The organism is Nocardia mangyaensis (assembly GCF_001886715.1).
Taxonomy (GTDB): Bacteria; Actinomycetota; Actinomycetes; order Mycobacteriales; family Mycobacteriaceae; genus Nocardia; species Nocardia mangyaensis.
The window spans coordinates 1,525,244-1,548,946 of record NZ_CP018082.1 but is presented as its reverse complement, the minus strand read 5'-3'; the positions used below and the strand labels follow the sequence as shown (position 1 = coordinate 1,548,946).

The following is a 23,703-nucleotide window of genomic DNA, read 5'->3' as shown; positions in this document are numbered from 1 at the left end:
AGGAATGCGCAGACGAGTCCGATGGCCGATCATCGACAGAGGATGTCCGCGACCGCGAGGTCGCCGACAGCGATCAACGCCAATTCATGGCGGATCTGCGGGGCAACACTCGACGACACGGGCAGACTGTAACAGATTGCGACATGATGGTTCGAATCGACGAGAACTCCATACCGAGGGGGGATTTCATCCTATGACCATGGCTCCAGACCGCGTTCGCGTGCGTTTGCCGGAGATCAGCACGCGTGCCTGGGAGCACCCGGCCGACCGCACCGCACTGGTGACGCTGCGCTCACTCAGCGGCTTCGACACGGTGCTGCGCGCACTGTCGGGACTGCTGCGCGAACGTCAGCACCGGCTGCTGTACCTGGCAACCGCTGTGCGCGTCGACGAACGGCAGTTCCGCACCCTGCACGAGTTGCGGGCGGATTGTGTCGGCGTGCTCGACGCGCCGACCACACCGGAGATGTTCGTCCTGCAGGACCCGTCGGTGAACGCCTTCACCATCGGCATGGACAAGCCGTTCATCGTGCTCACCACCGGCCTGCTCGAACTGATGGACACCGAGGAGCTGCGCTTCGTCGTCGGCCACGAGCTCGGCCACGCTCTGTCCGGGCACGCGGTGTACCGCACGATGCTCATGCACCTGATGCGGCTGTCGGCCTCGGTCGGCTGGATGCCGGTCGGCGGCTGGGCACTGCGCGCGATCGTGGCGGCGCTGATGGAGTGGAGCCGCAAGTCCGAACTGTCCGGCGACCGCGCCGGCCTGCTGTGCTGCCAGGATGTCGAGGCCTCGGTGCGGGTGCACATGAAGACCGCGGGCGGCGCCTGGCTGACCGAGATGAACCACGGCGCGTTCCTCGACCAGGCCGACGACTACATGCGCTCGGGCGACCTGCGCGACGGCGTCCTCAAACTGCTCAACCTGGAACTGCAGACGCACCCCTTCTCGGTCCTGCGCGCCGCCGAACTCCGCCGCTGGATCCAGTCCGGCGAGTACGACCGCATCCTCGGCGGCAGCTACCCCCGCCGCGACTCCGACCGCAACGCCCGCATCAGCGACGAGGTCAAGGAAGCCGCCCGCACCTACCGCGAATCCTTCGACCAGTCCGACGACATGTTCGTCCGCACCGTCCGCGACCTCGGCCGCGACGTGGGATCAGCCGTCAACACCGTCGGCCAGGAAGTAGGCCGCACAGTATCCGACCTCGGCAAACGCTTCGACGACTGGCGCAAGAACTAGCCGACCCACAACACCATCAATCGAGTCCGCCTGACCGCACTCCCCACCACACACGACACCATGCGGAATCCGCCATGACCGCACTCCCCGCCACACACGACACCGTGCGGAGTCCGCGATGACCGCACCTCCCAACCCCGCACAACACCATGCGGAGTCCGCGATGACCGCACTCCCAACCCCGCACAACACCATGCGGAGTCCGCGATGACCGCACTCCCAACCCCGCACCCGCGACCCCGAGGAGCGGCGGCCGACGAAGTCGGCCGGTCGCGGCCGGGTCGCCGGTCAGCGCTCGAAGCGCATGCGCCGCAGGCGCGAGTCTCGAGCGCTGACCGGCGGCCCCCAGGGGCCGCGACTCGAGCGCGCCAGCGCTCCAACAAACACAGCCCGTATGCCTCCCCGTGTCACTGGACCCCGGATCCGACCGAACCTATCGCGCCTATCGCGTGAAGAACCACGCGATGACAACAAGAACCAACAGGGCGACAAGAGCGAGCTGAACGCGCGAACGTGGCATCAGCGAACACCGCTGCCCACGGTCGGCCGCACGGGTGCGGCAACGGGGGCGGACACGGCGATCGGCGCCACGGCCGGGACTTCGGCGTGGTCGTCACGCCCCAGCGCGCGGAAGATCGCGCGCAGGGCACGGTCGAGCAGGAAGGCGATGGCGAAGCTGATCGGCACCATGCCGACCAGCACGACGAGGAACTGGGGGATGAAGGGCAGTCCGGCCACCCAGAGTTCGAAGCCGTCCCACCAACCTGCGATGCGTTCCACGTCGACCAGACTAGTCGGTCACCGTGAACGGTCCGCTCCGGCCGACGCCGAGCCATGTCGCGACGCCACGACCAGCGGATCGACCGATTGCGCTGGACGTCGGCTCGCGGCGCCCCGATGATGGGGTATGGAGTCTTCCAGCGCCGACAGCCTGCCGATTCTGAGCCCGGTGTCCTCCAGCGGCAACCGTGGCGCCTTCCCGCCGATCGACGACTACGCGTTCCTGTCCGACTGCGAGACCGGCTGCCTGATCGCCAGCAGCGGTGCGGTCGAGTGGATGTGTGTCCCCCGCCCCGACTCTCCCAGCGTGTTCGGCGCGATTCTCGATCGCAGCGCCGGGCACTTCCGGATCGGGCCGTACGGCACGCAGGTCCCCGCCGCGCGGCGGTATCTGCCGGGCGGGATGATCCTGGAAACCACCTGGCAGACCGCCACCGGTTGGCTGATCGTGCGTGACGCGCTCGTACTCGGTCCATGGCACAACAACATGGCCCGTTCCAAGACCCACCGCCGCACCCCGATGGACTGGGACGCCGAGCACTGCCTGTTGCGGACGGTCAAATGTGTCAGTGGCACCGTCGAATTGGAGATGAGCTGCGAGCCCTCCTTCGACTACCACCGCGGTGGCGCGCACTGGGAGTACACCGGCAAGGTGTACGAGCAGGCGAGTGCGATCAGCAGCGCCGACTCCGAGTCGGGACTGTCGCTGGTGCTCACCACCGATCTGCGCCTCGGATTGGAGGGGCGTGAGGCGCGGGCGCGGACTCGGATGAGCGAGGGCGATTCGGTGTACGTCGCGCTGACCTGGTCGGAACTGCCCGCACCCGGCAATTTCGACGAGGCGGCGGAGAAGATGTGGGCGACCGCGGAATGCTGGCGACGCTGGATCACCCTCGGTGACTTCCCCGACCATCCGTGGCGCAACTACCTGCAGCGCAGCGCGCTCACCCTCAAGGGCCTCACCTACGCCCCGACCGGCGCGCTGTTGGCGGCCGCGACCACCTCCCTGCCGGAAACCCCTGGCGGGGAACGCAACTGGGACTACCGCTACACCTGGGTCCGCGATTCCAGCTTCGCGCTGTGGGGCCTGTACACCCTGGGCCTGGACCGCGAGGCCGACGACTTCTTCAACTTCCTCAACGACGCGACCACCGGGGACAACGGTGACGCCGTCCCCCTGCAGGTGCTCTACGGGATCGGCGGCGAACGCCGGATCACCGAGGAGACGCTGCCCAATCTGTCCGGCTACGACGACTCACGACCGGTACGCATCGGCAACGCCGCCTACAACCAGGACCAGCACGACATCTGGGGCACCATGCTCGATGCGATGTACCTGCACATGAAGTCCCGTCAGCAGGTGCCGGAATCACTGTGGCCGATGCTCGAACGCACCGTGCACGCCGCGATCGAGCACTGGCGCGAACCCGATCGCGGCATCTGGGAGGTCCGCGGCGAACCGCAGCAGTTCACCTCGTCGAAGGTGATGTGCTGGGTGGCGCTGGATCGCGGCGCCCGGCTGGCGCAACTGCACGGCCGCGACGAACGCTCGGCGCGGTGGTTCGAGATCGCCGAGGAGATCCGCGCCGACGTCTTGGCCAACGGTGTCGACGCCGACGGCGTGTTCACCCAGACCTACGGCGGACACACCCTCGACGCCTCGCTGCTGCTGGTGGTGCTGACCCGGTTCCTGCCGCCGGACGATCCGCGGGTGCGCGCGACCGTGCTGGCCATCGCCGACCGCCTCACCGTGCACGGACTGGTGCTGCGCTACGACACCGACACCACCGATGACGGACTGGCCGGTGAGGAGGGCACCTTCACGATCTGCTCGTTCTGGCTGGTGTCCGCGCTGGTGGAGATCGGCGAACTGGAGCGGGCCACCCATCTGTGCGAGCGGCTGCTCGGCCTGGCCAGTCCGCTGCGCCTCTACGCCGAGGAGATCGATCCGCGCACCGGCAGGCATCTGGGCAACTTCCCGCAGGCGTTCACCCATCTGGCGCTGATCAACGCCGTCACCCACGTGATCAGGGCCGAGGATTCCCGCGAGGTCGGTCAGTTCCAGCCCGCGCACACGCCGCCGCACCGGCCGAGCTGAGCACGCTCAGCGGGTGAGCCGCTGGGCCCGTTCCCGCAGCCCGGCCAGGGTGCGCAGGCCCGCGTCGATCTCGGTGATGCGCAGTTCACGCTGGTCGCCATAGCGCAGGCCGGTCTCCTCGGCGGCGCGCAGTGCCTCGTCGGCGGTGCGCGAGACCTCGGCGGCGATCTCGGTGTAGTGGTCACGCAGCACGCGCTGCAGGGTGCGCAGGCGGTTGCGGGATTCCTTGCCCACCTGGAAGATCACGTCGTCGGCCAGCCGCGCGACGGCGACCTTGGCCTCGGCTTGCCTGCGCTGTTTGCGGCTGCGGCGGTCGTCCCACAGGGCGTTCACGCCGAGCAGCACCCCCGCACCCGCGGAGTACCAGTTGACGAGCGACATGCCGAGCAGGCTGGTGGCCAGACCGACCATCAGAATGCCGCCGTAGGAGCCGCGCAAGGCCGACAGCGCCTGTTGTCCGATACTGGCTTTGGCGCTTTCCAGTGTCTCCAGTGACTGGACCGGTTCGAGCACCTCGCCGGGATTGGTCAGGCGCAGTTCGGGCAGCGGTGGGGTTCGATTGTGCGGCGGGAACTTCGCGGCGACCTGTTCGGAGAGTTCGACGGCGCGATAGTGCGCCATCACGAAGTTCTCCTCGACCGCCTCGCAGATCCGCGCGTCGAGTTCGGTGGCGAACTCGGTCCACTTGTGCGCCGGATCGGTGCGCGTGATCTCGGCCTCGGCCTCGCGGACCAGGCTGCGCAGCCGATGCCGCAGATCGTGTTCGATATCGGCGTTGAGCTCGGCGCCGCCGTCGACCAGGGTGACCTGCCAGGTGGCGGTGCGCTGGCGCAACTGATCGGCCTCGGCGCGGGCGGCGGCCAGGCGCTGGGTGATCTCGGCCCGCCGACGCGGATCGCGCAGGGTCTCGACTTCGGCGCGCAGGGTGACGGTGAGCTGGTCGGTGACCAGGGCGATGTCGCGCACCGCGGCCGCGATCGCGACCGAGTCGGCCTGGGCGACCACGTATTCCTGCAGGTGGTCGATGAGCTGGGGCACCCCGGACTCGATGTCGCGCTGCTGATCGCCGGTCTCGTCGGCCTGCCGGTGCAGCAGGGCAGAGACCGGGGCGACCGCGAAGTTCAGCCCGGCACCGTCGAGCAGGGCGCGGTTGCGTCGCTGGGTCAGTGACCAGTGCGGGTTGCGGTCGATCTTGGTGAGCACGCAGACCACCGAGGGGCACACCTGCTCGACGCGACGTAGATAGTCCAGCTGGGCTTCGGTCAGTTCGGCGGCGGCGTCGGTGGCGTAGAGGACGACGTCGGCGGCGGCGATCATCGACCAGGCCGCGCCCTCGTGGGTAGTGGGTCCTGGTGCGTCCATCACCACCAGGCCGTCGGCCAGCAGGGGGCTCGGCTGCGCGAATTCGGCACGCAGCACACCGAGGGCGGTCAGCGCGGGCCCTGGGTTGAGCGGGTCGACGGGCACCCGTTCGACCCGGCCGCGCTGGGCCGATTTCACCAGGGTCGCGCTCGGCGCGGCGCCGTATTCGACGATCACGGGGACACTGGGCTTGCCGTCGGTCGCGCTGACCGGGCTGCCGACCATGCTGTTGACCAGCGTGCTCATCCCGGCCTGCGGTTCACCGACGACGACCAGCCGCACGCGGGGGTCGCTGAGCCGGGCTCGCACCATGCCGAGGCGGGCATCGAGGTCGTCGCGGCCGCCCGAGCGAACCAGTTCCCGCAGTTCGTCGACGAGAGACACGACCGGGGCCATCACATCCGGATGCTTCACCGTCGCGGCCTGCAGTCCGGCTGCGGCAGACAAACCTGTCCTCACTCTCCTTGCGTGTACCCGGCCGAGACGCAGGGACTAGACGAAGTCGTACCCAGGATGCTCGGTGGGAAACACAGCGCTTCCCAGATCGGCGCCACCGAGCCCCGAATCGAACAGTCCGGCCGAGACGCCATGGTAGACGCCGTGGTGCTGATCGAACTCGCCGGCGATCGGCTTGGTCTCGATGACCGGCGGTTTCACCGGGGCCTGAGTGGTCGGCACGGTGACCGCCGGCGGCGGGGTGACGACGGTCGGCGCGTCGACGGTCGGGACGGTGGGCTGCTGCGTGGGGACCGACGCGGTCGGCTGGACCGTCATCGTCGGCTGGGGCGCCACGGTGGGCTGGGTGGCGGTCGGCTGGGGCGCCGTCGGGGTCGGGACGTCGACGGTGGGGGTGCTCGGCGCGGTCGGCTGGGTCGTGACGCCGCCGGTACCGCCCGGAGTGGTGATGTCGGTGCCGGGCGTGGTGTCCCCGGTGGTCGGCGTGGTGCCCCCGGTGGTCGGCGTGGTGCCACCAGTAGTCGGCGTGGTGCCACCAGTAGTCGGCGTGGTGCCACCAGTAGTCGGCGTGGTGATGACCGTCGGCGGCACCGTGAGTTCCGGCTTGGTCACGCCGGGCGTCGACGGTGCGGTCGCCGAGGGCAGGCCGGGCAGCGTCACCGTGGGCGCGGTGGTGATGTCGACGGTGGGTGCCGTGGACCCACCGGTGCCCGGCACGGTCGACGGGGTGGAGGAGCCGCTATCGGAAAGATCGGGCAGCACAACGGGTTCCGCCGGTGTGGCCGGCGCGAACAGACCTGGCACCGCGGCGGCGGGCGCGGTCAGCGGGGACACGGCGGGGGTGCTCAGCACATTGGCGATCGGGGTGGACGCGGCGTCGGGCTGGATGGTGGTTTGCAGCGGCGTCGCGGCGACCACGGGCGGGGCGACCGCGACCGGGGCGGGCGCCACGGGGGCGGGCGGCGGCGCGATCGGGGCGGGCGCGACCGGAGCCGGAACCGGGGCGGGCGCCGGTGCAAGGGGGGCGGGCGCCGCGATCACGGGAGCGGGCGCACCGGGCAGGCTCGGACCAGCCGGAGCGGACGCACCGGGCAAGTTCGGACCAGCCTGCGACGAAGAGCCGGGCAGACCCGGACCGCCCGAGGAGGACGAACCAGGCAGGCCCGGAGCACCCGACGACGAGCCCGGCAAGCTCGGGCCATCCGACGGAGAGCCGGAGCCGGGCAGGCTCGGGCCAGTGGACGATGGCGTGCCGAGACCGGCGTCGGCGGGCGAGGAGGCACCGGGACCGACGGAATCCAGGCCGGCGCGCGCGCCGGTGTCACCGGGGACGCGCAGGCCGTCGCCGAGCCACTTGCCGTAGTCGTCGAGCTGGTCGCCGACCTTGCCGACCTGGACATCGACCTTCATCTGCGAGGTGAACCACACGCCGTCGAGGCCCGCGTGCATGTCGATCTGCCAGTCGGTGGTCACCATGGCGCCGAAGCCGTCGAACAGGCCGCCGACATCGCCGATGCCGTTGAACAGCCCATCGGGGGAGTTGGGTCCGGCCACCAGATCACCGGGGTTGGTCGCGCCGGGCACACCGATGCCGTCGAAACCGGGAAGGCCGATGCCCTGGCCGGGCAGACCATCGAAACCGGGAATGCCGATACCGTTGCCGGGCAGACCATCGAAACCGGGGATACCGATACCGCCGTGACCACCACCCGGCAGGCCGATGCCGCCGTCCTGGTCGGCACCGGGCCGGCCGAACGAGTCGTCGAAGCCGAGGCCCGGCGATTGCGGGTAGGACGGGATGCCGATGCCTGTGGAGTTGTCGTCGCTACCGGGGATCCGGAAGTCGCGCTCACCGTCGGAGCCGGGGATCTCCGGTCGCCATTCGGACTCGGTGGAGCGGCTGACCATGGCCAGGTCGTCCTCGGCGCCGGGGCGGGTGCCGAACGGGGTGTGCGGCTGCACCGGGAAGGGCTCGGGCTCGGCGGCGAGGTCGGGGAAGGTGATGACCGGGCTCGGCGCATCCGGGCTCGGATCGGCGGGCACCGTCTGCGACGACCAGCCCGCGTAGCGGCTGTCGGCATTGCTGGTGCCCTGCTCGCGCTCGGGCGTGGTGCCGTTGGCGGCGACCAGTGCGCCGCCGGTCACATAGGCACCCGCCCTGGCCACCCGGGCGACACCGTTGGCGACCTTGTAGGCCGTGTCAGGGCCTTCTGCGCGTGCGGCACCGTCATCGAAAGGCAGATCACGCGTCATCCAAGCTCCAACACTCGCATCGATGTAGGTCCCCACCACGATCGAGGCGGAAGTGAGAACCATCCAACACTAATTCCGGAATGCCGAACTGTCATTTCGATCAGAACGGTCGGCACTCACCTTATGGCGAACAACACCTTTCGGCGAGCCGGTGGAATCAGGGGGACCGGATCCCAAGAGAACTCTAACGATTGCTCAACGGAGCGTGAAGATCGGCTGCTTAGCGTCGGTTTCGCCGACCGAGCGGGTCGGCGGACACGATTCTCGAGGAGACCCACATGACCGCATTCGCCAACCACCGCCGCATCCGCGCCGCGGCACTGCTCGGCGGTGTCGCCTTGATCACCGGCACCGTCGCCGGTACCGCGACGGCCGCGCCGACCATCACCTCGGTCGAGAGCGGCCACGATCGAACGATCATCCTCTGCGGCGCACCGGGCGATGGCGTACCGCCGCCGCAGGTCCGCTTCCAGCGCACCGTGCCCGCCGAGCGGGTCCAGCCCGCGCTGCCCGTGGAGCAGGGCATCCAGGACCGGCCGCCGGTGCCCGGTCCGCCGCTGGACGGCGCCGAGTGCACCCGGATCGATCCGGCCGGGGCGGTCCCGGCCCAGCCCGCCGTGCCGGGCACCCTGGCCCTGGCGTTCCCGCCGCATACGCGCTGAGCAGGACAGCCGATGGATCGCACTAGGGTGAGCAGATGACCGGACAGCAGATCTTGGTCGTCGACGACGAGGTCCGCGTGCTGGCGTCACTGCGTCGCGGCCTGGAACTCTCCGGCTTCGACGTGATCACCGCGGGTGACGGCGCGCAAGCCCTCGCCCTGGTGCGGTCGGCCGCCCCCGACGCCATGGTGCTCGATGTGAACATGCCCGAGCTCGACGGCGTCGGCGTGGTCACCGCCCTGCGGGCGATGGACAACGACATCCCCATCTGCGTGCTCAGCGCCCGCAGCGCGGTGACCGACCGGATCGCGGCCCTGGAACGCGGCGCCGACGACTACCTGACCAAACCGTTCGATCTGGGCGAGCTCGTCGCCCGGCTGCGCGCCCTGCTGCGGCGTCGACCGGTGACCGCCGCGCCGCCGGGCCGCACGGTCCAGGTGGGCGAGGTGGTGATCGATCTCACCGGCCATCGGGTGCGCTCTGGCGGGCAACCGGTCGAGCTCACCAAGCGGGAGTTCGAACTGCTGGCGATGCTGGCCGACAACAGGGGCATCGTGCTCGGCCGCGAGCAGATCCTGGCCGCGGTCTGGGGCTACGACTTCGCCACCGACACCAATGTGGTCGACGTGTTCGTCTCCTACCTGCGCCGCAAGCTCGAGGCCGAGGGCGTCGCGCGGGTCGTGCACACGGTGCGCGGGGTCGGTTTCGTGCTGCGGGACCAGCCGTGAGCGCGGCGCGTGGTTCGTGGTCGTTGCGCATGCGGGTTGCCGTGGTGTCGGCCGTGGTGGCCGCGCTGGTGGCGATCACCCTCGGGCTCACCTACGCCGCGCTGCTGAAGGTGGCCGGCTCGCGCCAGTTCGATCAGACGGTGTCGACGATGCGGGTACAAGTTGCCCAGCGCGCCGATGACGTTCCGGGCGCACCACTTTCGGCACCGCCGCGCCCCGCGACACCCGACCCGTCCACCACGATCACGGTGCCTTTCACCCCCGTGGACACCGCGCTCGCGCCGGTGCAGGGCGCGCCGGGCCTGCTGGTCCGGCTCGATCCCGATCGCGACCTGGTCGAAGCCGCGATCACCCGCAGCCAGCTGATCGGTCTCGGTATCGGCGTCGGCGGGGTGCTCGTCGCGGCCGGATTGGGTTGGGTGCTGGCCGGATTCGCCGCGCGCCCGCTGCGCAGACTCGCCAACGCCACCCAGGAGATCGACACCCTCGACGAGTTGCCGCCGCTGTCCGGACGTGGCGCACGAGAAGCCGAGGAATTGTCCGACGCGATCAACCGGATGCTGGCACGCCTGGACACCGCACACGGCGAGACCAGGCAGGCGCTGGCGGGCGCCCGCGATTTCGCCGCAGTCTGCGCGCACGAACTGCGCACCCCGCTCACCGCCCTGCGCACCGATCTCCAGGTGCTCGCCGGGACGGAACTGCCCGCCGAGCAGCGTGGCGCGGTGCTGGCCGACGTGCTCGCGGCCGAACGCCAGATCGAGCACACCCTGACCGATCTGGAACGACTCGCCGTGGACGAACTCACCGACCAGGGCGCCTTCGAATCGTTCGAGCTGTGCGAGACGCTGGATCGGGCCGTGCAGAACGCCCGGCGCGCTCAGCCGGAAGTCGACATCAGCCTGACCGCCTGCGAACCGGTCCCGATGACCGGGCTGCCCGGCGGGATCATGCTGATCGTGACCAATGCCGTCAGCAACGCGGTCCATCACGGGCACGCCACCGAGGTCACGGTGGCGGCGCGCGCGGACGCCGACAACATCGAGATCACCATCGACGACAACGGCTCCGGCATCCCGGAACACCTGTCCCCCACCGCTTTCGACCGTTTCGCCAAGCGGCCCGGCTCGCCCGGTTCCGGTCTCGGCCTGGCACTGGTGCGTCAGCAGGCCGAACTACATGCCGGCACCGCCGAACTCGAGCACAGCCCGCTGGGCGGTGTCCGCCTGCGCGTGCACATGGCTCAGGCGCCGGTGAACACCGGCGCCTGAGCTGGGTCCTGCCTACTTCTTGGGCTTGTCCGAATCCGAGGACAGCGCCGCCACGAAGGCTTCCTGGGGCACCTCCACGCGACCGATGGTCTTCATGCGCTTCTTGCCCTCCTTCTGCTTCTCGAGCAGCTTACGCTTACGGCTGATGTCGCCGCCGTAGCACTTGGCGAGCACGTCCTTGCGGATGGCGCGGATGTTCTCGCGCGCGATGATCTTCGAGCCGATCGCCGCCTGGATCGGCACCTCGAACTGCTGACGCGGGATGAGCTCACGCAGCTTGGTGGTGAGCTTGTGCCCGTAGGCCTGCGCCGCGTCGCGGTGCACGATGGCGCTGAACGCGTCGACCGCCTCGCCCTGCAACAGGATGTCGACTTTCACCAGGTCGGCCGCCTGCTCACCCGCCTCCTCGTAGTCGAGGCTGGCGTAGCCACGGGTGCGCGACTTGAGCGAGTCGAAGAAGTCGAAGATGATCTCGGCCATCGGCATCGTGTAGCGCAGCTCGACGCGGGTCTCGGACAGGTAGTCCATGCCGCCGAGCTCGCCGCGACGCTGCTGGCACAGCTCCATGATCGAACCGATGAACTCGCTGGGCGAGATCACCGTGCACTTCACGATCGGCTCGTAGACGTGCCGGGCCTTGCCCTCCGGCCAGTACGAGGGGTTGGTGACGATGTGCTCGGTGCCGTCCTCCATCTCCACCCGGTACACCACGTTGGGCGCGGTAGAGATGAGATCGAGGCCGAATTCGCGCTGCAACCGCTCGCGGGTGATCTCCATGTGCAGCAGCCCGAGGAAGCCGCAGCGGAAACCGAAGCCCAGCGCCACCGAGGTCTCCGGCTCGTAGGTGAGCGCGGCGTCGTTGAGCTGCAGCTTGTCGAGGGCATCGCGCAGATCCGGGTAGTCCGAGCCGTCGACCGGGTACAGACCCGAGTAGACCATCGGGCGCGGTTCGCGGTAACCGGTCAGCGGCGCGGTCGCGCCGTTGCGGGCGCTGGTCACCGTGTCACCGACCTTCGACTGGCGCACATCCTTCACGCCGGTGATCAGGTAACCGACCTCGCCGACGCCCAGACCCTGGGTGGGCTTCGGCTCGGGCGAGACGATGCCCACTTCCAGCAGCTCGTGGGTCGCGCCGGTCGACATCATCTTGATCTTCTCGCGCGGGGTGATCTTGCCGTCCACCACGCGGATGTAGGTGATCACGCCGCGGTAGGTGTCATAGACCGAATCGAAGATCATCGCCCGCGCCGGGGCATCGGAGTCGCCGACCGGGGCCGGGACCGCCTCGATGACCTTGTCCAGCAGTTCGGTGACGCCGACGCCGGTCTTGCCGGAGACCCGCAGCACGTCCTCAGGTTCGCAGCCCACGATGTGGGCCAGCTCGGCCGCGTAGCGGTCCGGGTCGGCGGCGGGCAGGTCGATCTTGTTCAGCACCGGGATGATCGTCAGATCCTTCTCCAGCGCCAGGTAGAGATTGGCCAGTGTCTGCGCCTCGATGCCCTGGGCGGCGTCGACCAGCAGGATCGCGCCCTCACAGGCCTCGAGCGCGCGGGAGACCTCATAGGTGAAGTCGACGTGGCCCGGAGTATCGATCAAGTGCAGGACATAATCCTCGCGACCGGCCGCGGTGTCGATCGACCACGGCAGCCGCACGTTCTGCGCCTTGATCGTGATGCCGCGCTCACGTTCGATATCCATCCGGTCCAGGTACTGGGCGCGCATGGCCCGCTCCTCGACCACACCGGTCAGCTGCAACATCCGATCGGCCAGGGTCGACTTGCCATGGTCGATGTGGGCGATGATGCAGAAGTTCCGGATCCGGGACGGATCGGTGAACGTCGTATCGGCAAAACTGGAAGCCACTCCACTCCTCGAGGGGTATCGGCGAACTCGGTCCATCGTCCCATGGCCGGATTCCCGGCTCCGTCACCGGTGCACTGTTGCGTGGGTCCCCGTTATATTTCAAGGATGGCCAGCAGTTGGAACACACTCGGCAAGCAGCTCGGCGTGATCGCCAAGGAACAGGGCCCGAAGATCGTGCGCAAGCAGGGCCCGCGGCTGCTGGAGAAGCTGGTGGGGGCCCTGGCGACCAAGCCGGGACCGGCCGTCGCGGTGCGCCCGACCGCGTCCACGCCCGTCCCCACCGCCCACCGCGCCCGTCAGATCGTCTACTGCCCGCAACTGGACGGGCGCGCCGATCCCGGGGAGATCGTCTGGACCTGGGTTCCCTTCGAGGAGGACCCGACCAATGGCAAGGATCGGCCGGTGCTGGTGGTCGGGCGCGACCGCAAGACCCTGCTCGGGCTGATGCTGTCGTCGAAACCCGAACGCGCGCACGACCACAACTGGGTCGGCATCGGCTCGGGCCCGTGGGACAACGCGGGCCGGGCCAGCTGGGTGCGGCTGGACCGGGTGATCGACGTGCCGGAGGACGGCATCCGTCGCGAGGGCGCGATCGTCGAGCGCAAGACCTTCGACCTGGTCGCGCACCGCCTGGTCGCCGAATACAGCTGGAGCTGACCGGGTCACGGCCTAGGTGTGCGGGTCGCGCGAGCGCCCGAACACCAGGCCGTACACCAGCGCGCCGAGCGCCCCACCGATCAGCGGGAACACCACGAACGCCCACACCTGCGCCATCGCCCCGTCCTGATACGGCGCGACCGCGAGGCTGCGTGCCGGGTTGACCGAGGTGTTGTCGATCGGCAGGGAGACCAGGTAGATCACCGTGAGCGTGACACCGATCGAGAGTCCGGCCAGCGGCACGTCGGAGATCTGGTCGGTGGAGGCCAGCACCACGAACACCAGCAGCGCGGTCAGCATCACCTCGATGATGATGGTGGCCGCCAGGCCGTATCCGTTCTGCAGGACGGCCTCGCCCAGCGGACCGGTCAGCGCCGAAGGGCTGTGCGCGCCCCAGCCATTGGCGCCGAGCCCGTCGACGCCCCGGTCGTAGGAGGGCAAGTTCTTGGCCAGCGCGAACAGCACCAGCCCCGCCAGGAAGGCGCCGATCAGCTGGGCGATCACGTACCCGGCGGCGCCGACCGCGCTGATCCGGCCGAGCAGCAACTGTCCGAGGGTGACCGCCGGATTGACGTGGCAGCCCGAGATCGGCCCGATCGCGTACACCAGGAACATCAGCGTGAGCCCGAACGCGAAGGCGACGCCGAGCGCGCCGACCCGATCACCGGCGAGCACCAGCGTGCCGAGACCACAGATCACCAGGATGAAGGTGCCCAGCGCTTCGGCGGCCCACTTCTTCGGCTCGGAAACAGGGTCGGTTTCGACGAGTTCCTGCGCAGTGGGCATCGGCCGCCACCTCTTTCGGGAGGAGTGATCCCCCGCCGACGAGCGGGGTCCGCACGAGCGAACGCGACATTACGCCAGGCGAGTGACCTCCACAACGACTTCGAGGTCTGTCGAGCCGCCCCCGGAGAAAACACCTTTCAGAGGAGGCACATCCGCGTAATCGCGGCCGACACCGACCGAGACGTGCTGTTCGTTGACGGCCAGATTGTTGGTCGGGTCGTAACCCCACCACTGCCCGGTCCACGCCTCGATCCAGGCGTGCGACTGCCCGGCCACCGTCTCGCCGATCGCGGCACTCGGCTTGGGATGCAGGTAGCCCGAGACGTAGCGACTGGGAATTCCCATGCTGCGCAACAACACCAGCGTCAGGTGCGCGTAGTCCTGGCAGACCCCGCGCCGTTCGGCGAAGGCCTGCAGCGCGGAGGTGTGCACCGAGGTCGTGCCCGCGATGTAGTCCATCTCCTTGTGCACCCACTCCGCGGCGCGCACCACCGCCTTGGCGGGCGGCTCACCACGCGAGAGCTGACGGGCCACGGTCGCGAGTTTGCGGTCACGCGGCACATAGGCGGTGGGACTGAGCATTTCGTCGAACCGGTCGACGACCGGCCCGGCCCGCAATTCCTCCCAGGTCAGTTCCTCGGTCGGCTCGGAGAACGGTTCGGTCTCCACCACCGAGGACCCGGTCACCTCGAGTTCGGTGTGCGGCGCGTGGAGGTCGAAGGCGGTGACCGCGGTGCCCCAGTAGTCGGTGTAGCGGTAGGCCCTGGTGGCGGGCACGGTCTCGACGCGATTGAGGATCACGTTCTGCCTGCTGTCCGCGCGCGGGGTGAGCCTGGCCTCGTTGAACGATCGTGTCACCGGCGCGTCGTAGACATACCCGGTGGTGTGCACCACTCTGATCCGCCAGCTCACAGCTCTCCCTCCACCTGCACGCGACCGTCCTGGCTGCTGCGCACATCGGTCCAGGCGACCCAGGGGGCGGCGTGGAAGTACTGACGTGACACGGCTTCACTGACCTCGCGGCAGCATTTCTGCAGTGTGAGCAGTCGGTTCTGCAGGTCTTCCAACAACACTCCCGGCGGCAGGAACTCGAGTTCGCTGCGTGCCCGGCCGAGCACGCGCTGCGCCTCGTGCCGCGCGCCGACCCGGCTGCCCGGCCGCTGATCCAGCTCGGTCAGGCAGGCCTCGGCCACCCGCAGGGTGTGGAACACCGAGCGGGGGAACAGCCGGTCGATCAGGATGAATTCGGCGACCCTGGCGGCGTCGAGCGCGCCGCGATGGGTGCGCAGGTAGGTGTCGTGCGCGCCCGCCGAGCGCAGCACCGTCACCCAGGCGGGTGAGGAGGTGCGGTCACCGGCGCGCGAGAGCAGCAGGCGCACCATCATGTCGATGCGTTCGATGGACCGGCCCAGCAGCAGGAAGCGATAGCCGTCATCGCGGCTCAAGGTCGAGTCGGTCAGCCCGGTGAACATCGCCGCGCGGTCCTTGACGTAGGAGAAGAACTCGTGCGGGCCGAGCCCGCGCGCGGCCCGTTCCGCCGTCGTGAGCCCGTTGTAGGTGGCGTTGATGCACTCCCACATCTCGCTGGAGGTGACTTCGCGGGCGCCACGGGCGTTTTCGCGCGCCTTGGCGATGGAGTCGCTGATCGAGACGCCGTGGTCGTGGCTGAACGCGACGAGATCGGTCACCGACCAGACATCGAGGCGCAGCCCTTCGGGGGGCTCGATGCCGAGCACCTTGAGCAGCACGCGGGAGGTGCGGTCGGCGTCGACGGTGGCGTCTTCGAGCAGTTGATGCACGGCCACGTCCAGGATGCGCGCGGTGTCGTCGGCGCGCTCGACGTATCGGCCGATCCAGTACAGGGATTCGGCGTTACGAGCCAGCATGTGTGTTATTCCCCGATCAGCCGCTGCGTCTGTTGTTGTTGCTGCTGTTGCTGATTGGCCTGCGGCGCACTGAGCTCGCGACCGATCTCGAACGAATCGGCCTGCGGCGGATCGCTCACCAGTTCCGGACCGGCCAGTTCCCGCTCGGCCGTGCCCGAGCGCGAAGCCAGCACCCAGGTGTCCTTGCTGCCACCGCCCTGGCTCGAGTTCACCACCAGCGAGCCTTCCGGCAGCGCGACCCTGGTCAGTCCGCCCGGCAGCACCCAGATGTCCTCACCGTCATTGACCGCGAAGGGGCGCAGGTCGACGTGGCGGGGCGCCAAATCGTTGCCGATCTTGGTCGGCACCGTCGACAGCTGCACCACCGGCTGCGCGATCCAGCCACGCGGATCGGTCTTGACCTTGCGTTTGATCGTCTCGAGCTCGCGGGGGCTCGCGTCGGGACCGATCACGATGCCGTAGCCGCCGGACCCCTCGACCGGCTTGATCACCAGCTCCCCGACCCGATCGAGCACTTCCTCGCGTTCCTCGTCGAGCCAGCAGCGGAAGGTGTCGACATTGGGCAGGATCGGCTTCTCGCCCAGGTAGTACTCGATGATCGTCGGCACGTAGGTGTAGATCAGCTTGTCGTCGCCGACGCCGTTGCCGATCGCGCTGGAGATGACGACATTGCCCGCGCGGGCGGCATTGAGCACCCCGGCGACGCCGAGCACCGAATCGGGACGGAAGTGCATGGGGTCGAGGAAGGTGTCATCGATGCGCCGGTAGATGACGTCGACCTGGCGCTCCCCCGCCGTCGTGCGCATGTAGACGACATTGTCGCGGCAGAACAGGTCACGGCCCTCGACCAGCTCCACACCCATCTGCCTGGCCAGCAGGGAGTGCTCGAAGTAGGCGGAGTTGTGCACGCCGGGGGTGAGCACGACCACGGTCGGGTCGGCCTCGTTGGGGGCGGCCGAGGCACGCAACGCCCGTAACAAATGCCCCGGGTAGTCACCGACGGCCCGCACCCGGTGCGAGGAGAACAGGTCGGGGAAGACCCTGGCCATGGTGCGCCGGTTCTCCATCACATAGGAGACGCCCGACGGCGAGCGCAGGTTGTCCTCGAGCACGCGGAAGTCACCGCGTTCGTCGCGCACCAGGTCGATGCCGGAGACGTGGATGCGCACGCCGTTGGGCGGGACGAGTCCGGCGGCTTCGCGGTGGAAGTGTTCACACGAGGTGACCAGCCGCTTGGGGATCACCTGGTCACGTAGGATGTTCTGCTCGCCGTAGACGTCGGCCAGGAACAGTTCCAGCGCGGTGACCCGCTGTTTGATCCCGCGTTCGAGCTTGGCCCACTCGGCGGCCGCGATCACCCGCGGCACCAGATCCAGCGGAAACGGGCGTTCCTGGCCCGACAGCGAGAAGGTGATGCCCTGATCGATGAACGCGCGGTCCAGGGCGTCGGAGCGTTTGGCCAGGTCGTCGACGTTGTTGGCGGCCATCGCGGCGTGGATGCCGCGATAGGGCGCCCGAACCTTGCCCGAGGCGTCGAACATCTCGTCGAAGGCGTCGGCGAATCGGCCGGGGCCGTATCCCTCGAACAGGCCGGTGTGCGTGGATGCCGGATGCCCGTTCGTTCTCACCAACGCCGGTGATGCAGATCGAGCCGTACTCGGCGCAGTGGTGGAGGTCATGAGAAAAACTGTGCATCACCTGGCAGCAGGGTCGTGTGAGACACAGGTAAATTTCTTGCATCACCTGAAACGGGTGAAATCGGCGGCGGCGCGCGAGCGAGATCCGCGGGCGCCGCAGGGCCGATTTCGTCGGCGGGTGCCCAGCTGGTAACCTCGATCTTCGGCGCGGTGTTACCCGTAGTTCAGCACCATCTGCTGCATCGTGGGCGCGCGCCCAACGAGCTTTCAAGGCAAACCACCCAGCGACAGGAAACCAGAGGATACAGGCGTGGCCAACATCAAGTCCCAGATGAAGCGGATCCGTACCAACGAGGCGGCGCGCAAGCGCAACCAGTCGGTCAAGTCCGCGCTGCGCACCGCGATCCGCACCTTCCGCGAAGCCGCCGCTGCCGGTGACAAGGAAAAGGCTGCTGAGCAGCTGCAGTTCGCGAGCCGCAAGCTCGACAAGGCCGCTTCCAAGGGCGTCATCCACGCCAACCAGGCGGCCAACAAGAAGTCGGCGCTCGCGCTGGCTCTGAACAAGATCTGACGCAGTACCCCGTAGTACGCAGCCGCCGTGGCCTCGATGACCACGGCGGCTTTTGTCGTCGGCTACCATTCCGCGCATGTTGACGGTGTACGCGAATCAAACGGTGGTACGAGGCGATGACCTGGCCGAGGTGATCCGCGCGGCGGAGATCCTCGGGATCGGTCTCAAGATCGAGAATGTGATGGTGCCCGACGAGGACGGTGGCTACGGCGCCGCGTGGATCGTCACCCGCGAGGACGAGGTCCCGCTCTACGACGAGTGGGAAGGCCGCTACGAGGACCTCGAGGACGACGAGGAGCCGTTGGCTGTCGTCGGCGAGTGAGTCCGGTCAGTTCACACAGCGGATCTCACCCGAGGTGATGTCGCTGCGGACCGGCGTGCCCGCGTCGGGAGTGCCCGACACCGACGTGGTCGTACTGGTCCGCCAGGCGCCGGTCGTCTGCTCGGTCGACCAGGCCGTCGGCGGTTCGGTGCGTCGCACGGTGGGCCGCACGGTTGACGAGGGCGGAATCCGCAACCCGAACGCGGCGGCGACCTCCCGGCGGATCGCGGCCCGGTCGACGATATTGACGTCCTGACCGTCGATCACGTCGTAGCGCAGCACCGGCAGGGTGCGGAATTCGACCTCTGGATCGTCCGCGCCGCCGAGAGTGCGGACGAACTCGGTCATGTTCCAGCCGTCCGACAGCACGATATTGCGGTGCGCCACCGCCATCAGCGCCGACAACTTGCCGGGATCGGTGAGCGTGCCCGCGCTGTGCAGCTGCCGGGCCACCGAGGTCAGGAAGGCCTGCTGGCGATGGGTCCGGTCCAGATCACCGTTTTCCAGGCCGTGCCGCTGCCGGACGAAGGCCAGTGCCTGCGCCGGATTCAGGTGCTGACGGCCTGCGGGGAAGTCGGCGCCGGAGTACTCCGTGTCGCGCACCGGGTTGTTCAGGCACACCTCGACCCCGCCGAGCGCGGCGGCCAGATCGTAGAAACCGGCGAGGGTGACCTCGGCGAATCGGTCGATCGGCACGCCGGTCAGATCACGCACCGCGGCGACGGTCGAGGCCCGGCCCGCCTCCCGGCCCGCCTGCTCGAGTGTGCGCTGATCGGTGACGCCGCGCGCGATCATCTGGTCCTGCACCGCGGCCTTCTTCAACCCGTAGGTTTCCTTGATCTTGGCGTGGGTGTATCCGGGGATGCCGGTCACCGGAACGTAGTTGTCGCGCGGGATCGACACCGCGACGATCTTGTCCATCGCGGCCGGAATGTGCACCAGGATCAAGGTGTTGGCGTTGTATCCGCCTTCGTCACCGTCACCCGCGTGCAATTGGTCGAGCACCTCCTTCGGCAACTCGTCCCCGTTCTGGTCGCGCCTGGTGTCCAGGCCGATCAGCAGCACGTTCAGATCACCGTCGAGCGAATGCGGCGCGTCCTCCCCCAGCGCGTACGAGCGCAGAAATCCCGCATCGAAGTTCCCCGCCGTCGACCACCCGTACGCGGTGATCACGACCACCGCCGCCGACAACGCCGCCACCACCACCTTGACCACCCGCCTGGCCACCGGCCCCGCCGACCCCCGAGCGCGTCGACCGCGCCCGCGCTCCCCGTTCCGGCTCTCGATCGACTCGTCCATGTCATGATCAACCCTGCCAGCTGCGATAGCGGACAGACATCGCGATTCGATCCCGATTCCATGGCGACCCGGCCGTGTCGGTCAGTGCGGACGGGCGCCGGTTCGCCGACTCAGCCTGCGGCTCGGAGGTCGAGGATGCGGGAGAGGGCGTGTTCCACGGCGTAGGTGGCGTCGGCGGCGCCGCCCTTGACGTCGGCGTTGAGGGTGGCGACGACCTGGAGGGCGGTACCGATGGTGGCGGGGTTCCAGCCGCGGGCCTGGGCCTGGGCTTTTTTCACCTTCCACGGCGGCATGCCGAGTTGCTGGGCGAGTGTGAACGGGTCGCCGCGGCCTGCCGAGCCGACGCGGGCGATGGTGTGTACGGAGTCGGCGAGGGCGTCGGCCAGCAGCACATGCGCGACACCGCGGTCGGTGGCCCAGCGCAGAGCTTCCATGGCTGCGGGGCGATCGCCGGCAACGGCCAGTTCGGCGACATCGAATCCGGTGACCTCGGCGCGGCCGGAGTAGTAGCGGCGCACAGCATTCGCGTCGACCTTGCCACCGGTGTCGGCCACCAGCTGCGAGCAGGCCGCGGCGAGCTCGCGCAGTTCGGAACCGACGGATTCGAGCAGGACCTGGACCACCTCGGTCGAGACCTTGACGCCCGCCGAGCGGAACTCGGCGCGCACGAACTCCGCCCGTTCGGCGCCCTTGGCGAGTTTCGCGCAGTCGTGCACGACCGCACCTTGCTTCTGCAGCGCGGACGCCAACGCCTTGGCCCGGCCGCCGCCCGAATGCAGCACGATCAACACCACACCGTCGGGCGGGTCGGCCGCCGCCTCGGTGATCACCGCCACCGCGTCCTTGCCCGCCTCCGCAGCCGACTCGAGCACGATCACCCGATCCTCGGCGAACAGTGAGGGACTCAGCAGCTCCGCCAGTTCGGCGGTGCTCGCGTCCCCGGCACGCAACCGGTCCACCGGCACCGATTCCGGATCGGGGGCACTCGCCCGGACTTCCCCGGTCACCCGCGCCACCGCACGCTCGACCAGCAACTCCTCGTCACCGAGAACCAGATGCACCGCAGGGTGTTCGCTCACGGGCCGATCCTACGTAGGACCCCTGACAGCCGTGCGGAGGGCGCGGTCGGGGTGCGGCGGCGGGTCGTGACGGTTCGTAGGTGGGCGGGATCGCCGAGGACGATGGTGTCGCCGTCGCGGTCGGTGCGGGCGATGGTGGCACCCAGTTCGGTGAGGGTGGCGGTGATGGTGGAGTGGGGATGGCCGAACGCATTGTCGGCGCCCGCGCTGATCAGGGCGAGGCGGGGATGGACGGCGCGGAGGAATTCCGGGGTGGTGGTTCGGGATCCGTGATGGGGGACCTTGAGGATGTCGGCTCGGACGTCGTGGTTGCGCAGCAGACTGGTTTGCGCGTCGGCTTCGATATCGCCGGTGAACAGGATGGTGCCGATCGCGGTGCGGGCCTTCAGGACCAGTGAACGGTCGTTGGCTTCGTTCTGTGGCAAGGTTGTCGGCACGATCCGGCTCGGCGAGAGAACCGTCAGTTCCACACCGTTGAAAGGGATCACATGCCCTGCGTGGAGCTCGAGCAGTGGAATGCGCGCCGCGCGGGCCAGCGCGGACACACGCTCCACTCCGCCGGAGTCGTCGGCGTGTTCGTGGTGGTCGCGATGTGTGGCCGCTTCGGAGCCCGCCCGGTCACCTGCCGAGGACAGGGCACAGGAGGCCGCCACCCTCGCCGAAGACACCGGCGGTCCAGTCGGCGGCAGCGATCCGGACGCCCCGGATGCAGCTCGCTGTCCCGGCCCGGTGGGCTCGGTGGTGGCGGCCGATGACGGAGACGCGGTCTCGCCTGATTCGCTGGGAACAACACCGGGTTGCGTGGTGGCCTGGTCGTCTCCCCGCGGGCGCGTAGGGCAGTCGTGATCGACGGTGGAGCGCAATTCGCCGGGTGCGGTCCCGATCGCGTCGACGACACGCCCGTCGATCGCGCCGGACAGTCCGGCGATGTGGTCGGCATGGGGATGGGTGAGTACCAGCAACGAGATGCGAGTGATCCGCAGGCGGTCCAGGCAGTGGCGGATCAGCCGCGGGTCGGGACCGGTGTCGATGACGACCGCTGCCCCGGAACCGACGGACAGTGCCAGCCCGTCCCCTTGGCCGACATCGCACATCGCCAGCACCCACCCGTCCGGCGGCCATCCGGGCTGGAACAGCCGCACCGGTACCAGCACCACTGCCATCCCCAACACGGCGACAGCGAGCAGCCTGCGCGTCCTCGACCAGCGCAGCGCAGCCACGATCGCGACGACGATCACGGCGGCGACCAGCCCCGCGGTGACGCCCGAGCTCACCGACACCGTGGCTCCAGGCACCGCCGCGGCGCGATCGGCTACACCGAGCAACCACCACAGTGGCGGACGCGCGCACCACAGCACCCACACCGCGGCTTCACCCCACAGGCAGGCCGTGACCGCACCGACTGCCCCGATCACCGTGATCAACCCGATCACTGGCGCCACCAGTGCGTTCGCCGCGATGGCCACCAGACTCACCCGCCCCGACAACGCCACCATCAGTGGCAGCGTCACGACGAAGGCTCCGGCCGCCACCGCGACGATCTCCGCCGGTGCGCGCCACCATCCGCGCGCCCGCAACCAGTCCGCCCAGCTCGGGGCGAGCAGGATCAAACCTGCTGTGGCGATCACCGAAAGCGCGAATCCAGCGCTCACCGCCAATTGCGGTGCCACGGCGAGCAATCCGATCACCGCCGCGCACAGCGCCGGTAGCGCCTGCTTGCGGCGACCGGTCAGCAGTGCCAGCACCGTCACCGATCCCATCGCCGCCGCACGCAGCACACTGGGATCGGGCCGAGCGACGACCACGAACAGCACCACCGCCCCGGCTGCTGCTGCGGCGCTGGTCTGCGGACCCGCTGTGGCCAGACGGGTCAGCGCGAGCAACGCGGTCAACAAGATGGTGAAGTTCGCGCCACTGACCACGCAGAGGTGTTGCAGGCCGGCTATTTCGAAGGCATCGCGCACCTCGTCGGACAGCGCCGAGGTGTCACCGACAACCAACGCGGGCAGCAATCCCGCGGCGGCGGGCGGCAACGCCCGCGCTGCCGAATCCACCAGATCCGTGCGCACGGACGTGGCCCATCGCTGCCACCACGGCGGGTCACCGATCCGTTCGACGACGGCGTTGGCCTGCAAGGTGGCGATGGTCAGGTCCGCCCGATTCGGTTCACTCACCTTGGCCCGGAAGCGAACCACCTGACCGGGCGACAACTCCGCCCATTCGGAGCCCTCCGCCAAGACGACGATCGCACCGCCGACGCGCGTCGATGTCGCACCGCCACCGAACTCGCGCAGACCCGCGTGCACGATCCAACGCCGCTGACCGCCGAAAGCGCTGGAGCGCATCGGCTTCGCGTCGTCGGACACCACCGCGACCACATTCACCGAGCGACCGAACGACTCTCGCAGCGGATGCGTCTGCACCTGGTGTTCCCGCCACGCGCCCGCAGCGCCGAACCCCGCGGCGAGCACCATGGTCGCCAGCCCGGTGACGGCGACCACCCGCCACCGTTCCCGCCGATGCGCCATCGCCCACAGCAACACCACCCACAGCCCGATCGCCAGCCCGACAGCGCCGACCGCGAGCAGCAGGCCGGCGAACCATCCGAGGGTCACCGCGACGATCGTCGCCAGCCAGCACCCGAGCGCGGCGGGCAACAGACGCATGTCGAGTACCTGCCACTCCGGCTCCTCGACCGCCGGCCCCGTGCGCGTCGCCGACTTCATCCGCGCGTCACGGCGTCACATCCG

Annotated in this window: 20 protein-coding genes; 8 read left to right on the top strand and 12 right to left on the bottom strand. The window is 69.0% G+C overall.

The window, feature by feature from the left end; genetic code table 11:
• Window positions 1–29: 29 nt before the first annotated feature.
• Window positions 30–119 (bottom strand): Ms4533A family Cys-rich leader peptide, encoded by a 90-nt coding sequence (locus BOX37_RS35935; protein ID WP_336083272.1) that lies wholly within the window; start codon window positions 117–119, stop codon window positions 30–32.
• Window positions 120–193: 74 nt separating this feature from the next.
• Here BOX37_RS35935 and BOX37_RS07030 point away from each other — a divergent pair, with 74 nt between their 5' ends.
• Window positions 194–1,243: a M48 family metallopeptidase gene (locus tag BOX37_RS07030; protein ID WP_071926931.1), complete on the top strand. Its 1,050-nt coding sequence runs from the start codon at window positions 194–196 to the stop codon at window positions 1,241–1,243.
• Window positions 1,244–1,762: 519 nt separating this feature from the next.
• Here the strand turns inward: BOX37_RS07030 and BOX37_RS07025 are convergent.
• Window positions 1,763–2,023: a hypothetical protein gene (locus tag BOX37_RS07025; RefSeq protein WP_071926930.1), complete on the bottom strand. Its 261-nt coding sequence runs from the start codon at window positions 2,021–2,023 to the stop codon at window positions 1,763–1,765.
• Between the two features lie 127 nt (window positions 2,024–2,150).
• Between BOX37_RS07025 and BOX37_RS07020 the strand changes: the two genes are divergently transcribed.
• Window positions 2,151–4,121, top strand: a complete 1,971-nt coding sequence (locus tag BOX37_RS07020) for a glycoside hydrolase family 15 protein (RefSeq protein ID WP_071926929.1) — start codon at window positions 2,151–2,153, stop codon at window positions 4,119–4,121.
• 6 nt (window positions 4,122–4,127) lie between these two features.
• Here the strand turns inward: BOX37_RS07020 and BOX37_RS07015 are convergent, their stop codons facing one another.
• Both BOX37_RS07015 and BOX37_RS35745 read right to left on the bottom strand, forming a co-directional pair.
• Window positions 4,128–5,930, bottom strand: a complete 1,803-nt coding sequence (locus tag BOX37_RS07015; RefSeq protein ID WP_167659910.1) for an SMC family protein — start codon at window positions 5,928–5,930, stop codon at window positions 4,128–4,130.
• A 45-nt stretch (window positions 5,931–5,975) separates the two neighbouring features.
• On the bottom strand, window positions 5,976–8,192 hold the full coding sequence (locus BOX37_RS35745) for a hypothetical protein (protein WP_156910295.1): 2,217 nt from the start codon (window positions 8,190–8,192) through the stop codon (window positions 5,976–5,978).
• A gap of 278 nt (window positions 8,193–8,470) precedes the next feature.
• Here BOX37_RS35745 and BOX37_RS07005 point away from each other — a divergent pair, with 278 nt between their 5' ends.
• The 3 genes from BOX37_RS07005 to BOX37_RS06995 are packed head-to-tail and all read left to right on the top strand — an operon-like array spanning window position 8,471 to window position 10,853.
• Window positions 8,471–8,854: a hypothetical protein gene (locus BOX37_RS07005; RefSeq protein ID WP_071926926.1), complete on the top strand. Its 384-nt coding sequence runs from the start codon at window positions 8,471–8,473 to the stop codon at window positions 8,852–8,854.
• Window positions 8,855–8,889: 35 nt separating this feature from the next.
• Window positions 8,890–9,582, top strand: coding sequence for a response regulator transcription factor (locus BOX37_RS07000; RefSeq protein ID WP_071926925.1), 693 nt, complete (start codon window positions 8,890–8,892; stop codon window positions 9,580–9,582).
• Window positions 9,579–10,853 carry a sensor histidine kinase gene (locus tag BOX37_RS06995; protein ID WP_240505250.1) on the top strand — a complete coding sequence of 425 codons (1,275 nt, stop codon included), beginning with the start codon at window positions 9,579–9,581 and terminating at the stop codon, window positions 10,851–10,853. Before BOX37_RS07000 ends, BOX37_RS06995 begins: the two co-directional genes overlap by 4 nt.
• 12 nt (window positions 10,854–10,865) lie before the next feature.
• On the opposite strand, the gene lepA is transcribed toward BOX37_RS06995, so the two are convergent.
• Window positions 10,866–12,752, bottom strand: a complete 1,887-nt coding sequence (gene lepA / locus BOX37_RS06990) for a translation elongation factor 4 (RefSeq protein WP_071926924.1) — start codon at window positions 12,750–12,752, stop codon at window positions 10,866–10,868.
• A gap of 69 nt (window positions 12,753–12,821) precedes the next feature.
• Between lepA and BOX37_RS06985 the strand changes: the two genes are divergently transcribed.
• A complete protein-coding gene (locus tag BOX37_RS06985; RefSeq protein WP_071926923.1) occupies window positions 12,822–13,373 on the top strand; it encodes a type II toxin-antitoxin system PemK/MazF family toxin in 552 nt (183 codons plus the stop codon).
• 12 nt (window positions 13,374–13,385) lie between these two features.
• Here the strand turns inward: BOX37_RS06985 and BOX37_RS06980 are convergent, their stop codons facing one another.
• The 4 genes from BOX37_RS06980 to BOX37_RS06965 all read right to left on the bottom strand — a co-directional run bounded on the left by BOX37_RS06980 (window position 13,386) and on the right by BOX37_RS06965 (window position 17,586).
• Window positions 13,386–14,159: an aquaporin gene (locus BOX37_RS06980; protein WP_071926922.1), complete on the bottom strand. Its 774-nt coding sequence runs from the start codon at window positions 14,157–14,159 to the stop codon at window positions 13,386–13,388.
• Between the two features lie 69 nt (window positions 14,160–14,228).
• Window positions 14,229–15,071: a transglutaminase family protein gene (locus BOX37_RS06975; protein WP_084759465.1), complete on the bottom strand. Its 843-nt coding sequence runs from the start codon at window positions 15,069–15,071 to the stop codon at window positions 14,229–14,231.
• A complete protein-coding gene (locus BOX37_RS06970; RefSeq protein ID WP_071926921.1) occupies window positions 15,068–16,045 on the bottom strand; it encodes an alpha-E domain-containing protein in 978 nt (325 codons plus the stop codon). Before BOX37_RS06970 ends, BOX37_RS06975 begins: the two co-directional genes overlap by 4 nt.
• Before the next feature lie 5 nt (window positions 16,046–16,050).
• Window positions 16,051–17,586, bottom strand: coding sequence for a circularly permuted type 2 ATP-grasp protein (locus BOX37_RS06965; protein ID WP_240505383.1), 1,536 nt, complete (start codon window positions 17,584–17,586; stop codon window positions 16,051–16,053).
• 406 nt (window positions 17,587–17,992) lie between these two features.
• On the opposite strand from BOX37_RS06965, the gene rpsT reads away from it, so the two are divergent.
• Together rpsT and BOX37_RS06955 are read left to right on the top strand one after the other, a co-directional pair.
• Complete coding sequence (rpsT, locus tag BOX37_RS06960; RefSeq protein WP_071926920.1) at window positions 17,993–18,253, top strand: 30S ribosomal protein S20; 261 nt, start codon at window positions 17,993–17,995, stop codon at window positions 18,251–18,253.
• A 76-nt stretch (window positions 18,254–18,329) separates the two neighbouring features.
• Window positions 18,330–18,575: a hypothetical protein gene (locus tag BOX37_RS06955; RefSeq protein WP_071926919.1), complete on the top strand. Its 246-nt coding sequence runs from the start codon at window positions 18,330–18,332 to the stop codon at window positions 18,573–18,575.
• A gap of 6 nt (window positions 18,576–18,581) precedes the next feature.
• Here BOX37_RS06955 and BOX37_RS06950 read toward each other — a convergent pair whose 3' ends face one another.
• The 3 genes from BOX37_RS06950 to BOX37_RS06940 form a co-directional block, all read right to left on the bottom strand.
• Window positions 18,582–19,874: an LCP family protein gene (locus BOX37_RS06950; RefSeq protein WP_084759464.1), complete on the bottom strand. Its 1,293-nt coding sequence runs from the start codon at window positions 19,872–19,874 to the stop codon at window positions 18,582–18,584.
• 110 nt (window positions 19,875–19,984) lie between these two features.
• Window positions 19,985–20,953: a DNA polymerase III subunit delta gene (holA, locus tag BOX37_RS06945; RefSeq protein WP_071926917.1), complete on the bottom strand. Its 969-nt coding sequence runs from the start codon at window positions 20,951–20,953 to the stop codon at window positions 19,985–19,987.
• Window positions 20,950–23,679 carry a ComEC/Rec2 family competence protein gene (locus BOX37_RS06940; protein WP_071926916.1) on the bottom strand — a complete coding sequence of 910 codons (2,730 nt, stop codon included), beginning with the start codon at window positions 23,677–23,679 and terminating at the stop codon, window positions 20,950–20,952. The genes holA and BOX37_RS06940 overlap by 4 nt, the downstream gene beginning before the upstream one ends.
• Window positions 23,680–23,703 lie beyond the last annotated feature (24 nt).